Source organism: Hyphomicrobiales bacterium, from assembly GCA_017642935.1.
Lineage (GTDB): Bacteria > Pseudomonadota > Alphaproteobacteria > Rhizobiales > MH13 > MH13.
In genome coordinates this window covers 344,819-358,305 of the sequence record JAEPOK010000001.1, presented here as the reverse complement: position 1 = coordinate 358,305, position 13,487 = coordinate 344,819, and the positions used below count along the sequence as shown (strand labels likewise).

The window sequence follows — 13,487 nt, the reverse complement described above, 5'->3', positions numbered from 1 at the left end:
TCCTAATCCACAGCCCGTGGGAACAAGCCGCGCGGACGGATCAAGAGCACCACCAGGAAGGCGACGTGTCCGGCCAAGATCTGCCATTCGGGATTGATGGCCGCGCCAACCGTCTGTGCGACGCCGATGATGATTCCACCGAGCAGCGTGCCCCAGAGCGAGCCGAGCCCACCGATGATCACCGCCTCGAACGCGTAAATGAGGCGGGCCGGACCAATGTTCGGGTCGAAGTTGGACCGCATGCCAAGATAGAGCGCGGCGATGGTCACGATGATCATCGCGATGCCGGTCGCCTTGGCAAAAATATTGGCCGGCTTGATGCCCATCAGGCTCGCGGTGGTCGCATCATCGGATGTCGCGCGAAACGCCCGGCCAAGCTCGGTGCGATAGAACAGCCAGTTGAGCGCGACGATCACCAGAATCGCCGAGCCGAACGTGAGCAATGGCAGAACGCCTAAATTGATCCCCGCCACCTCAACCGACGCCGTGGACAGGGCGCCGGTCGGTAAGCGTTGGCTGTCGGCGGAAAAGCCTTCCAGCAGCGCGTTTTGCAGCACAACCGAGAGGCCGAACGTCACCAGCAGGGGCGGCAGGATGTCTTCGCCCAACACGCGGTTGAGCATGTATTTCTGCAGGCCGTAGCCGAGCAGGAACATGAACGGGATCGCCACCGCCGCCGCGATAAAGGGCGAAAGGCCCGTCATCGTGACAAGCAGCAGGATGAGATAAGCCCCCATCACGATGAGATCGCCATGGGCAAGGTTCACCAGCCGCATGATGCCGAAAACCAGCGACAGACCGGCCGCGAACAGGGCGTACAGCCCGCCGAGCAGAATGCCTTGGAGGATAGTGTCGATCCAAATCATGCCGCTGCTCCAAAATAGGCGTCGTGGATGGCCTCGCGAGAGAGTTCATCAGGCGTGCCAGACAGCGTCACGCGGCCTTCCATCATGCAGTAAACGCGGTCGGCGACCTGCATCGCCTGGCCGATGTCCTGTTCCACAACGATGAGAGAGGCGCCCGCTTCCTTGATTTTCGGCACCGCCTTGTAGATGTCGCGGATCACGACCGGCGCGAGACCGAGCGAAATTTCATCGCACAAGAGCACACGCGGATTGCTCATCAGCGCCCGGCCAATGGCGACCATCTGTTGCTGGCCGCCAGAAAGGGCTGTGCCCGGATTGTCGCGGCGTTCCTTGAGGATAGGGAAGAGGTCGTAAACCGTCTCCAGGTTCCAGTGACCGCCCGTTTTGCGGCCATACGTGCCGATCAGCAGGTTCTCTTCCACCGACAGAGATGGAAACAAGCGCCGGCCCTCTGGGACCATAGCCACACCCATCGCCATGATGGCATCTGCGGTCGCATTGCCGATGGCGCTTCCATCGAACGACACCGTCTCGCGATCATTTATCAGCACGCCCGCGATGGACCGCATGAGCGTTGTTTTGCCGGCACCATTCGCGCCGATGATGGCAATGGTTTCACCCTCGTTGAGGTCAATATCCACGCCAAACAGCGCTTGGAAATCGCCATAATGGGCGGTGAGATTTTTGGTCGTCAGAAGCGCCATCAGATTTCGATCCCCAAATAGATCTCTTTGACTTCTTTGGACTCCATGATCGTTTCGGGGTCGCCGACGCCGATCACCTTGCCGAAATCGAGCACAAGCAGGCGATCCACCACCGAGTTGAGCGCATGCAACACATGCTCGATCCAAATGATCGTGACGCCTTCTGCATGGATGGCTTTGATGGTCTCCACCAGCGCGTGGCATTCGCCTTCGGTGAGCCCGCCAGCGATTTCATCAAGCAGCAGAAGTTTCGGATGGGTCGCCATGGCCCGCGCCAGTTCCAGCCGCTTGCGTTCCAGCAATGACAAGGAGCCGGAGGTCTGATTGGCTTTGCCGATCAGCTCGGTGCGCTCCAAGATCACAGCGCACTGGCGCATCACTTCGTTCTCGGTTCGCTGTCGGCCAAATGTCGCCGCCACCACCAAGTTTTCGTAGACGGTGAGATGCGTGAAAGGTTGCGGGATCTGAAACGACCTCCCGACGCCCGAAATGCAGCGTTGCATCGCTGGCACTTTCGTGACGTCGCGCCCTTCGAAATGAACGCTCCCCTTATCAGCGGGCAGATTGCCCGTGATGAGGTTGAAGAGTGTCGACTTGCCTGCACCGTTCGGACCGATGATGCCGAGCGCCTGCCCCTCCGGCACATCGAAACTGACATCGTCCGTCACTTTCAAAGCACCAAAGCTTTTCGACACATTCTGCAAGGCAAGCATGCTCATGGCTCGCTCCCGGCGGCTTGGTAAAAAAGGGGAGCGTACGGCACAGGCTTGCGCCGTACGCGTTTGGAATGCCTAGGAAATCTCTTCCATCGTCCCGCCGATCGGGATCGACGGTTGATCAGAGTTGTCGACGATGACGAGGTCGTAGCCGCCGCCGTCATTCAGGCGCCATTGGCCGCCGACAAGCGGCGTTTTGCAAATGTTGCGCGCCGCAAAGGGCGGCAAACCGGCGCCATTGAACGCAATGGGCCCGACGATGGTGTTGAGGTTTGAGGCTGCGATCGCTTCAGCGACGGCGTCACCATCGCTGCTATCGTCGACCCGGCCCATCACATCGACAGCCAGCTCAAACAGGGCGTGCACAAAACCGATCGGCTGGGTCCATTGCTTGCCGGTTTCGCCGGTGTAGGCCTCAGCGACCTGGCCGGCCGTCAACCCGTTGATGGAGGAGGAGAAGGGATGACTTGGCGACCACCAGACCTCGGAAGAAAGGTTGTGGCCGCTGTCCCCCAAGGCTTCCACGGCCTGCGGGAAAAGGATCGCCTTACCGATGGACGCAGCCTTGGGTGTGAAGCCCTGCTGCTTGGCCTGGTTCCAGAAGGTGGTGAAATCCGGTGGGATCGGCACGCCGGTCACGATCTCCACATTGCCCTGCTTGAAGGCATTGATTTGGGCAGAGAAATCGTCCGTCAGGTTCTGGTAGCGACCCGGATCGGTCAGCGTATAGCCCTGCGCATCCAGCACCGGCGGGAAGCCGACATTGGGATCGCCCCAGGCATTGCCGTCGCCGTCATTGGGGAAGAGGCCGCCGACCGACTTGTTGGTATCAAGCTGCGACCACATGGCGGTGAAGACGGAGATGACATCTTCAAGTCCCCAGAAGAAGTGGTAGGCGTAGTCGAACGGTTCCCAGCTTTCTGGGTTTCCAGGATTGCCCTGCTGGCCGATGAACCAGGGCTGCCAAGGCGCCACCGTCGAAATCACCGGCACGCCTTCCGACTCGGCTGTCGTGGCCACCGGATTCGTGGTTTCGGGGGTCGACGCCACCAGAAGCATGTCCACCTCATCATCGATGATGAGTTCCTGCGCCACATCCGCCGCACGGTTGGGGTTGGACTGGCTATCCTTGACGATCACCTCGAAATTGTCCGCAACCGCGGACTGCGCGAAATTGGAGAGGATGAAATTGTCAGCCTCAGCGAAGGCTGCCAGCGGCCCCGATTGCGGGCTAACGTAACCCAGCTTGATGCGCGAGCCTTGCGCGATGGCGGGCATAGGGAACGCACTAACTGCGGCAGCAGCGGCGGTGCTCTTCAAAAGTGTGCGGCGTGTGATCATGTCATCCTCCCAGATGATCAGTTTCGATTTTTCTTGGGTGTCAAAGAACGGGGGGGTCACCGGCCCAGGCGGCCTGCAAAAGCGTGCGGATCGCGTCGCGCTCCACAGGGCGCGGGTTCGGATAAGGCTTGCTGGTGGCAAGATCGCCGGCTCTGTCGAGATCACTCTCGTTGAGCCCCAGATCTTTCAACGCTGTCGGCGCGCTAACTTGTTCTGCAAAATCGTGCAGGGATTGGCCGGCGTTCGTGCCACCGAAGATGTCGCAGATCGGCTGAAGCTGATCGGCCACCGCGCGGGCATTGTAGGCAATGGCATGGGGCAAAACGACTGCATGGGTCTCGGCGTGCGGCAGGTCGAAGGAGCCACCCAGCGTATGGCAAAGCTTATGGTGCAGCGCCATCCCGACCTGACCAAGCACCGTACCGCAGAGCCAGGCGCCGTAAAGCGTCTCGCCACGGGCTTCGATATCCTGAGGGTTGTCGATCACCTTGGGCAGGGCGCGCTGGAAAGCAGACAGCCCTTCAATGGCGAGCATGGTGGAGACCGGGTTGCGGTTCACCGCGTAAAGCGCCTCCGCCGCATGGGCCATGGCATTGAGCGCGCTCGTCACTGTCATCGGCACCGGCAGTGTCGCTACCAGCTCCGCATCATAAAGAATGACTTCAGGTTGGATTTTGGGGTCGGTGACCGTGGTCTTCACGCCATCTTCGGTCTGGCCAAGAATGGCGGTCGCTTCGGAACCGGCATAGGTGGTGGGGATCACGATCTGCGGCAGATCCGTCTGATAGGCAATGGCTTTGCCAAGGCCCGTCGTCGATCCACCACCCAGCGCCACCAGGCAGTCGGCCTCCACGCTCTGCGCATGGGCGATGGCATCCGCCGTCACATTAACCGGGGTGTGCATGGCAGCCTTGGTAAAAACGCCGGCGGCCTTGCCGTTGAGGCTGGCGGCCATATCCAACGCGCTGTCGGCCTGAGGAGGCGTGGAAAGCACCAGCGCCCGTGTGCAGCCAAGCCGGTCGATTTCCTCCTCGATCTTGTGGCGCAAGCCAGCACCAAAGCGCACGCGAACAGCTGCACTTTGAGCTTCAAACTGGCTTTGAAAATGGGCCATCGATCCTCCCGGACGCCGCCCTTTTTGGGCGGTTACTCGTCTCATTAAAGGAACGCTAGCACGTCAATTTCCGTCACTTGATCCAATTCGCGAGCGTTAATATAACTTGATGTTATGAAATTTGACCCACGCCACCTTGAAATCGTTGCCGCCATCGTTGATTCAGGCGGACTGACCGAGGGCGCCGAAACCTTGGGCAAGTCCCAGCCCAGTGTTTCGCGCACCCTCTCTATGCTCGAAGCACGGGTGGGATCACGGCTATTTGAAAAAAACAAACGCCCGCTTCAACCGACCGAACTCTGCCTCGCCCTCGCCACCGAAGGCCGCAAGGTCTTGGCCGCCAATAAGGCCGCATCGGATGTGGTCAAGCGCTATCTGGATGGGCGCTCCGGCGTGGTCCGCGTCGGCGGTTCGCCGATCTTCATGGATGGCGTCATCTCCGGGATGATCGCCGAGTTCCAAACCGGCCACCCTGATGTGCGCATCGACCAGTCCTACAACTACGCGCCAGAGCTGATGGAGAAGCTGGAAGCAGGTACGCTCGATGTCGCGATATGCCCGATGAAAGTGGACGCAATCCCGACCGGCTTCACCTTCAAAGACATTCTCCCTGGAAGGAACGTCATCGCCTGCGGCGCAACCCATCCGGTGGCCAATCGAACCTCGGTGACGCTGTCGGATATCGCCCCCTACCCTTGGATCGCACCACCGACCGACAGCCCGCTTTACGAGGACTTACGCAGCGTGCTTTCCAGCATTGGCATGCGAGACTTTCGCGTGAGTTTTTCCGGCGGATCGCTGACATCGATCATCAACATTTTGGAGCGATCCGACGCGCTCACCGTCCTGCCCTACTCGGTGGTGTTCACGCTGCGGCGACAAAAGATGCTCTCCGCGCTCTCCATCAAGATCGGGCATCCTGAACGGAACTTGGGGCTTTTGACGCGCGCCGATGTACCGCTCGGACCAACCGTTAGGCGGTTCCACCAGTTCATCGTGCGCGAGTTCGCAACTCTCGCCGATACAATCCTGAAACATGAGCAGAACGCGCTTTGGCGCAGTTAGGCTCGTCAAAGCACGCGCGACAGAAAAGCCTTGGTGCGCTCCTGCTGCGGCGTGGAGAAGACATCGTCCGGCGCACCCTCTTCCAAGATACGCCCAGCATCCAGAAAGCAGACTTTGTTCGCCAGCTCGCGCGCGAATCCCATCTCATGGGTGGCAAGGATCATCGTCATCCCATCGCGGTGCAGTTGCCGCAGGACATCCAAAACTTCGCCGACCAGTTCCGGATCGAGCGCTGAGGTGATCTCATCAAAGAGCATGATCTCCGGCTCCATCGCCAATGCCCGGATGATCGCTACACGCTGCTGTTGCCCGCCTGACAGCTGGTCCGGATAGTGATCCTTGTGATCGGGCAAGCCGAAGCGTTCGAACAGGTCCGCGACAGGTTCGGTAAGCTCAGCTTTGCTGCGGCCATGCACCCGCATTGGCGCAAGCATGACATTTTCAGCGGCCGTCATATGCGGAAAGAGATTGTACGACTGGAAAACGATGCCGATCCGCTCGCGCACCGGCTGCGGGTCAAAACCAGGCTCAGCGATGTCGATGCCGTCCAGAAAGATTGCACCATCGTCGATCGGTTCCAGCAGGTTGATCGAGCGCAGCAGCGTCGATTTGCCGGACCCCGATGCACCTATCAGACAGACCATTTCACCGTCGGCGACATCCAGATCGATGCCCCGGCAGACGTGATTCTGCCCAAAGCATTTCTGCACGCCGCGCAGTGAGAGCTTAACACCTGACTGCGCCGTCACGTCCGGCGCCTCGTTTGCCGGTGCAACAAATAGTCGGCATAGCGTGTCGCTGGAATCGTAATCGCCAGGAAGATCAGCGCAGCGCCAACATAGGGCGTGAAGTTGGCAAACAGCGATTTGTAGACGCCGGCCTGGCGAAAAATCTCCACCGGCCCGATGAACGAGAGCAGCGCCACATCTTTTTGGAGCGCGATAAAAAGGTTCATGTTGGCCGGCATCACATTGCGGATCGCTTGCGGCAGCACCACAAACCGCATCGTGTCCTGATCGGACAAACCAAGGGAAGCTGCCGCAGCGCGCTGGCTTTCATGGATCGATTCAATGCCGGAGCGAAAGACCTCCGCCACATAGGCAGCGTAAACCAAAACCAGCGCCAATGAGCCCCAAATATAGGGGGAGTTCCACGGGCGAGGCAGCCCAAGGCCCGGCACGCCGAACCCAATCAGATAGATGACCAGGATTACCGGAACGCCGCGAAACACGTCAGTATAGAGCGCACCGAACATGCGCAGCGGAAAGAGGATCGGCGCTCGCACATCCCGGCAGAGGGCAATGGCCAATCCGAGGATTGCGATGATCGGCGCGCACCAGGCAAAGATCATCACGTTCTGCAGAAAAGCGTTCAGCAGGCCGGGAAAGGTTCGCGCGAAGACCTGACCGTTGAAGAAACTGCGCTGCACCGCCTCCCAACCGGGCGCGAACGGCACCAGAAGGACAAACGCAACGAATACCGCCAACGTTGATGTGACGGCGATCGTCAGGGACCGCCGCTTCATGCGCGCCTCGTAGGCCTCGCGACGGGTGGGCGTTGCTCTGGCCGTGGGCGCCGGGTTGGCGCCCGTGCTCAGTCCTGTGTCGGCCATCTATTCAATGACGGGCACGCCGGTGGCTTCCTGCAACCATTGCGCTTCGATGGCGGCAAGCGCGCCGGACTCGGTCAGTTCCACGATCGCAGCATCGACGCATTCCTTGAGCGGATTGCCCTCTTCCATCAGCAGCCCGAACTGGTCCGGGTTTTCCGACCGGTCTGCAGCGAACTGACCGAGGATCACCCCATCATTGACCACAACGGCTGCCAAATAGAGTGCCGTCGGCAAATCGAACAAGGCCGCATCGATCTGACCAGCCTGCATGGCCGCCGTCACATCGACATTGTCGCCATAAAGCAGCGGATCGCGCTCCGGCTGAACAATCTCATTGAGCATGGGCAAGGCGGTCGTGGTGGAATGGGCGCCCCAAACGGCGCCTTGCAGGGACTCCACATTCGGCTCGAGACCGGCATCAACCACCGATTGGGTGGTGAGCACCGCCATCGCCGAGGTATAATAAGGCAGCGAGAAATCGACCATCTCCTCGCGCTCGGCGGTGATCGAATATTGCTGCATATTGAAATCGAAATCCTTCGACCCCGGCTGGATGGCCTCATCAAACGAGGTGCGCACCCACGTCACATGGTCGGCGTCAAAGCCCATAGCGTCGGCAATCGCGTAAGCCACCGCCGCCTCATATCCCTCGCCGCTCGCCGGATCATCATTCAGAACCCAGGGGTAGAACGCAGGGTTGCCAGTCGCGATCGTTAGCACGCCGTCTTCAAGGGTCTTGCCGGCAGCGCAGCCATCATGATCGTGCGCGTTGGCGCCGGTTGCCGCCACGGCGAGAACGGAAAGACTGAGAAGCGACAACGACGTCACGGTTGAGAACAAGGTTTTCATGGTGCGGGCTCCATTTGGGTTTGGCCCATGGTTTGGCATGGCAACCCCATTTGTCCAGCCCCCCAGCCGCTGCAAAACCGTGCAGCTGGAACAAGCGCAGGCCCGATCAGTGACCGAGATAGTGCTCGAGTGTGCGACGGCTGCCTTGCGCCCAGAGCATGGAAAGCCAATGTTCAAAGGGCTCAGCCAATCGGTCATCATCACCAAGCTCGCCATAAATATGGCTTTGGGCGAGCCAAGCGCGCGGTTCGGCTTTGGCGTCGTGCGCGGCCTTACAGAGATCATCCCAATAAGGATCGTTGGGTTCGATCAAACTGCCGTCTTCACGCGTTCCAGCGCACATCCGTGCCCAAAGCGCCTCGACCAGTGCCAGCCCGCTAACACCGGCGCCAGTGTTAAGCGCGTCGCGCACGGTCGGCAGCAGAAACCCGGTATGACGCGCCGATCCGTCAAAGGCCACGCGCCGGGTCGTGTCTTCGATGGCTGGATTGCTGAAACGCTGCGTTATCAGGTCCAGATAAGCTCCAGGGGTCATGCCAGGCACCGCATCGACATGCGGCAAGACTTCTGAATCCAGAACCTTGGTGAAAAAGGCGCCAACCTGTGGATCGGCCATACAGTCGGCGATCGTCGTCAGCCCGAGAATCTCGCCAACATTGGCCAAAACCTGATGGCCGGCATTGAGCATGCGGATTTTCATCGCCTCATAGGCATGAACATTCTCGGTGAACGTGACCCCGACGACATCCCAAGCTGGGCGCCCGTCGCAAAAATCATCTTCGCAGACCCATTGGCGAAAGGCCTCGTGAGTCACCGGAACCTTGTCATCCAAACCAAAGGACAACGCTAACGCAACCTCCACCGGCCCGGTTGCTGGGACGATGCAGTCGACCATCGAGTTGGGAAACGCGCCATTGGCATCGATCCAATCAGCCAGACCAGGATCGGACAGTCGCGCCAGCGACACGACCGTCTGGCGGACGATGGCCCCGTTTCCCTGCAGATTGTCGCAGCTCTGAACCGTGAAAGGCTTGAGCCCCTGATCTCGGCGGCGCTTGAGCGCGGCGACCATGGCCCCAAAGGCTGTGCGTGGTGAACCGGGATGCGCCGCATCGTGCAGAATGTCCGGATGGCGTGCATCGAAACCGTTGGTCACCGGATCGATGTAATAGCCGCCTTCGGTCACCGTCAGCGAGACAATCCGGATAGCCGGGTCGGCTAAGCAGTCGATAAGCGCGGCGTGCCCCTCCTCGACCGGAAGGAAGTCGATCATCGAGCCGACAATCTCCGCCGACGTGCTCGTCGGGTTAAGCTCGATAAGCGTTGTCAAACAGTCTTGGGCGAGCAGCTTTTCGCGCATCACCGCATCGCCGGGTCGCACGCCGGCGCCGATAATCGCCCAATCGTGTCCAACGCCGACCTGCATCAGCCGGTGCAAATACCAGGATTGGTGAGCGCGGTGAAAATTGCCAAGACCGATATGCACGATCCCCGGTTTAAGGGCCGTGCGATCATAGGCCGGGCGGCCGATTTGATTGGGAATCTCGTCCAGATGGGCATTGGACAAGGGAATCAACTCATCCATTGGCCACCGTCGACATTGAACGTCTGCGCAACGATGTAGTCGGCTTCCGCCGTCGCCAGGAAGACGGCCATTCCCGTCAAATCCTCCGCCTGGCCCATCCGACCGAATGGCACGCCCTCGCCGACTTCTTTCTTCTTCTGACCGGGCGTCTTGCCTTCTAGCTCGGCGAACAAGGCATCGACACCATCCCAGTGCTCGCCATCAACGACACCAGGCGAGATCGCGTTCACATTAATCCCGTGTTCGATGAGGTTGAGACCAGCCGATTGAGTAAGGCTGACGACGGCCGCTTTCGACGCGCAGTAGACGGCGACCAACGGCTCGCCACGCCGGCCCGCTTGGCTTGCCATATTGATGATCTTCCCACCACCACCGCGGGCAATCATGTGCCGCGCAACAGCCTGCAGGGTGAAAAGCGTGCCGGCGACATTGATGTCGAAAACCAGCTGAAAATCCGTCGGCTCGATATCGACGATTGGTGCGGCTGAGAAGATCGCGGCGTTATTGATCAGGACGTCGATCTGGCCCATGGAATTGATCGCGCCATCAACGCCTTCGGCGATGCTGAGTTGATCACTGACATCCATTTCCACCGCCGTGGCGGCTGAGCCGATGGTATCAGCTGCAGCCTTGGCAGCCTCACCATCAATATCTGCGATAACCACCTGCGCGCCTTCGCGGACATAGGCCTGTGCAAAGGCGAACCCGATCCCGCGGGCTGCGCCGGTGATCAGCGCGCATTTCCCTTCCAGGCGTTTCATTCGATGCGCAATCCCTGGGCATCGAACTTGTGCAGGCGATCCCAATCGGGCGTCATGTAGATCGTGTCGCCATGGTGCATATCAACTTCACCGCCGGCGCGCACCGTCAGCGGATCGGCTCGGCCTTCCATATGGACATGGAAAAACGTGTCTGACCCCAGATGTTCCGAAACACCGATCCGGCCTTTCCAGGTGCCTTCGCTCGCCGAAGTCTGTATGTGTTCAGGGCGAATGCCGATGGCGTGGGCGCCATGCTTTTGCGCTTCCTCGCCTTCCAAGAAATTCATTTTCGGTGATCCGATGAAGCCCGCCACGAAGCGGTTGCGCGGTGTTTTGTAAAGCTCAAGCGGGCTTCCGACCTGTTCGATACGGCCCGCTTGCAGAACCACGATCTTGTCCGCCATGGTCATGGCTTCCACCTGATCGTGGGTCACATAGATCATCGTGGTATCGAGCCGCTTGTGCATTTCGCTGATCTCAAGGCGCATGCCCACGCGCAATGCAGCATCAAGGTTCGACAGCGGCTCATCAAACAGAAAGGCCGATGGCTCGCGAACAATGGCGCGGCCGATGGCAACGCGCTGGCGTTGGCCGCCGGAAAGTGCAGCCGGGCGCCGATCCAGATAATCGGTGAGATTGAGAACAGCGGCAGCCTGTTCGACACGGCGATCTTGTTCCGCCTTGTCGAGCTTGGCCATACGCAGCGGGAAAGCGATGTTTTTGCGCACGCTCATATGCGGGTAAAGCGCGTAGGACTGGAAAACCATGGCCAAACCGCGTTTTGCCGGCGGCACATTGGTCGCATCCTGCCCATCGATACGAATGGCGCCGCCTGTTGTATCTTCCAAGCCTGCGATCAGCCGCAGAAGCGTGGACTTGCCGCACCCTGAGGGCCCGACGAAGACAACAAACTCGCCTTCATTGATCTCAAGGTCTAGCGGGTGGATGACCTTCACGTCGCCGAAGGATTTTTCCACCTTATCAAGAACTATGTTGCCCATGCTGGTGTTCCTTACTTAACCGCGCCAAATGTGAGGCCGCGCACAAGTTGCTTCTGGCTGAACCAGCCAAGGATGAGGATTGGCGCGATGGCCATCGTGGATGCCGCCGAGAGCTTCGCGAAGAAGAGACCTTCCGGGCTTGAATAGCTGGCGATGAATGCGGTCAGCGGGGCGGCGGTCGCTGCGGTGAGGTTGAGCGTCCAGAACGCTTCGTTCCATGCGAGGATGAAATTGAGCAGTATGGTGGACGCGATCCCCGGGATAGCCATCGGGGTGAGCACAAAGAGAATTTCCTCTCGCAGCCCAGCGCCATCCATGCGGGCTGCCTCAAGAATTTCGCCGGGGATCTCTTTGAAATAGGTGTAGAGCATCCACACGATGATCGGCAGATTGATCAGCATCAGGACCAGCACCAGCCCGATGCGGGTGTCCAGCAGCCCTAGCTCAATGAAGATCAGTGAGATGGGGTAGAGCACACCCACGGCTGGCAGCATTTTTGTGGAAAGCATCCAGAGCAGGATGTCTTTGGTGGCTCGCGAGGGAACGAACGCCATCGACCAGGCAGCTGGAACCGCGACGATAATGCCCAGAAGCGTTGAGCCGCCGGCAACGATCACCGAGTTCCAAAGAAAGCGCATATAGTCGGAGCGCTCCTGGACGACGGAATAGTTCTCCAGCGTCCAGTCAAAGAAGAAAAACAGTGGCGGATCATTGATCGCCTGTGCTTCGGTTTTGAAGCTTGTCAGGATCGTCCAATAAATCGGGAAGAAGATCAGCAGACCGACTGCCCAGGCCAGAGCTGTCCATGCCATTTTGCGGCCAGGTGTGATTGCGCGTGCCATCGTCCGTTCCCCCTATTTGTCCAGGTTCTTGCCGACGATCCGCATCAGGAAGATCGCAACGATGTTGGCAAGAATGATGGCGTAGACGCCGCCGGCAGAGCCCAGTCCAATGTTCTGGCTGTCAACGACGCGTTGGAAGATGAGGTAGGTGAGCGTGCGGGTGCCGAATGCGCCGCCGGTGGTTACGAAAATCTCCGCAAAGATGGACAGCAAGAAGATCGTCTGGATCAGGATCACAATGGTGATGGCGCGCGACAGGTGCGGCAACACAAGGAACCAGAAGCGCGCCAGCGGAGGAGCGCCGTCCATTTCGGCGGCTTCCAACTGTTCGCTGTCGAGCGATTGAATGGCCGTCAGCAGGATGAGCGTCGCAAATGGCAGCCACTGCCAGGATGCGATGAGGATGATCGATTGGAGCGAGGCGTCGGAGAGCCACGAGACCGGTTCAGCACCAAAGAAACGCCACAAATGGGCAAAGATGCCGTTGACCGGATCCATCAGCATGTTTTTCCAGACCAGGGCCGACACGGTGGGCATCACGAAGAAGGGCGCAATCACCAAGATGCGCACAATGCCCTGACCCCAAATCGGCTGATTGAGCAGCATGGCCAGCAGCACACCCAGCACCACGGTGATGACCAGCACACCGCCAACCATGATCAGAGTGGTCTGAACGCTGGGCCAAAAAGCGCTGGAGGAGAGAAAGCGGGCGTAGTTGTCGAAGCCAACCCAGTCCAAGCCGCGCTCAAGGCTGTCACCACGCAGCGGCAAATACTGCTTGAACGAGAAGTACAGCGTCATCGTCAGCGGGACCAGCATCCACCCCAGAAGGAGGACAACGGCGGGCGCCATCATGAAGCGGGCGGCGGATCGGGATGCTTTGGTGGCCATGTTGCGTCCTCTGGATGCACGTCTTCTGTTGACGGGCCTTGCCTATGTCTGGGCATGCCCGTCGCAGATGCGATCAAGAATAGTGACTTCTATGCCGGGAAATGAACAAGGGGCCGCGGGAGAAATGCCGCCCCTCGTCA

The 13,487-nt window shown here is 59.4% G+C and carries 14 protein-coding genes; 1 reads left to right on the top strand and 13 read right to left on the bottom strand.

The annotated features are described in order from the left end of the window. Positions 1 to 2: 2 nt before the first annotated feature. The 5 genes from JJ917_01695 to JJ917_01675 form a co-directional block, all read right to left on the bottom strand. Positions 3 to 866, bottom strand: a complete 864-nt coding sequence (locus JJ917_01695; GenBank protein MBO6697523.1) for a branched-chain amino acid ABC transporter permease — start codon at positions 864 to 866, stop codon at positions 3 to 5. Next, complete coding sequence (locus JJ917_01690) at positions 863 to 1,570, bottom strand: ABC transporter ATP-binding protein (protein MBO6697522.1); 708 nt, start codon at positions 1,568 to 1,570, stop codon at positions 863 to 865. Before JJ917_01690 ends, JJ917_01695 begins: the two co-directional genes overlap by 4 nt. Next, positions 1,570 to 2,289 (bottom strand): ABC transporter ATP-binding protein, encoded by a 720-nt coding sequence (locus JJ917_01685; GenBank protein ID MBO6697521.1) that lies wholly within the window; start codon positions 2,287 to 2,289, stop codon positions 1,570 to 1,572. The genes JJ917_01690 and JJ917_01685 overlap by 1 nt, the downstream gene beginning before the upstream one ends. A gap of 72 nt (positions 2,290 to 2,361) precedes the next feature. Continuing rightward, a complete protein-coding gene (locus tag JJ917_01680) occupies positions 2,362 to 3,627 on the bottom strand; it encodes an ABC transporter substrate-binding protein (GenBank protein ID MBO6697520.1) in 1,266 nt (421 codons plus the stop codon). A gap of 40 nt (positions 3,628 to 3,667) precedes the next feature. Then, entirely contained in the window at positions 3,668 to 4,741 is a 1,074-nt protein-coding gene (locus tag JJ917_01675; protein ID MBO6697519.1) for a maleylacetate reductase, read from the bottom strand. Between the two features lie 114 nt (positions 4,742 to 4,855). Between JJ917_01675 and JJ917_01670 the strand changes: the two genes are divergently transcribed. Further along, positions 4,856 to 5,806, top strand: a complete 951-nt coding sequence (locus JJ917_01670) for a LysR family transcriptional regulator (GenBank protein ID MBO6697518.1) — start codon at positions 4,856 to 4,858, stop codon at positions 5,804 to 5,806. Positions 5,807 to 5,811: 5 nt separating this feature from the next. Here the strand turns inward: JJ917_01670 and JJ917_01665 are convergent, their stop codons facing one another. From JJ917_01665 to JJ917_01630, 8 genes are all read right to left on the bottom strand, one after another. Beyond that, entirely contained in the window at positions 5,812 to 6,450 is a 639-nt protein-coding gene (locus tag JJ917_01665) for an amino acid ABC transporter ATP-binding protein (protein MBO6697517.1), read from the bottom strand. Between the two features lie 101 nt (positions 6,451 to 6,551). Next, a complete protein-coding gene (locus JJ917_01660; GenBank protein MBO6697516.1) occupies positions 6,552 to 7,418 on the bottom strand; it encodes an amino acid ABC transporter permease in 867 nt (288 codons plus the stop codon). Next, positions 7,419 to 8,267, bottom strand: a complete 849-nt coding sequence (locus JJ917_01655; GenBank protein MBO6697515.1) for an amino acid ABC transporter substrate-binding protein — start codon at positions 8,265 to 8,267, stop codon at positions 7,419 to 7,421. Positions 8,268 to 8,373: 106 nt separating this feature from the next. After that, complete coding sequence (locus tag JJ917_01650) at positions 8,374 to 9,852, bottom strand: mannitol dehydrogenase family protein (GenBank protein ID MBO6697514.1); 1,479 nt, start codon at positions 9,850 to 9,852, stop codon at positions 8,374 to 8,376. Then, positions 9,840 to 10,613, bottom strand: coding sequence for an L-iditol 2-dehydrogenase (locus JJ917_01645; GenBank protein MBO6697513.1), 774 nt, complete (start codon positions 10,611 to 10,613; stop codon positions 9,840 to 9,842). The genes JJ917_01650 and JJ917_01645 overlap by 13 nt, the downstream gene beginning before the upstream one ends. After that, the gene (locus tag JJ917_01640; protein MBO6697512.1) at positions 10,610 to 11,614 is read right to left on the bottom strand and encodes an ABC transporter ATP-binding protein; all 1,005 of its coding nucleotides are present in this window, start codon (positions 11,612 to 11,614) and stop codon (positions 10,610 to 10,612) included. Before JJ917_01640 ends, JJ917_01645 begins: the two co-directional genes overlap by 4 nt. Before the next feature lie 11 nt (positions 11,615 to 11,625). Continuing rightward, positions 11,626 to 12,456, bottom strand: coding sequence for a carbohydrate ABC transporter permease (locus JJ917_01635; GenBank protein MBO6697511.1), 831 nt, complete (start codon positions 12,454 to 12,456; stop codon positions 11,626 to 11,628). 12 nt (positions 12,457 to 12,468) lie between these two features. After that, a complete protein-coding gene (locus JJ917_01630) occupies positions 12,469 to 13,347 on the bottom strand; it encodes a sugar ABC transporter permease (GenBank protein MBO6697510.1) in 879 nt (292 codons plus the stop codon). Positions 13,348 to 13,487: the final 140 nt, after the last annotated feature.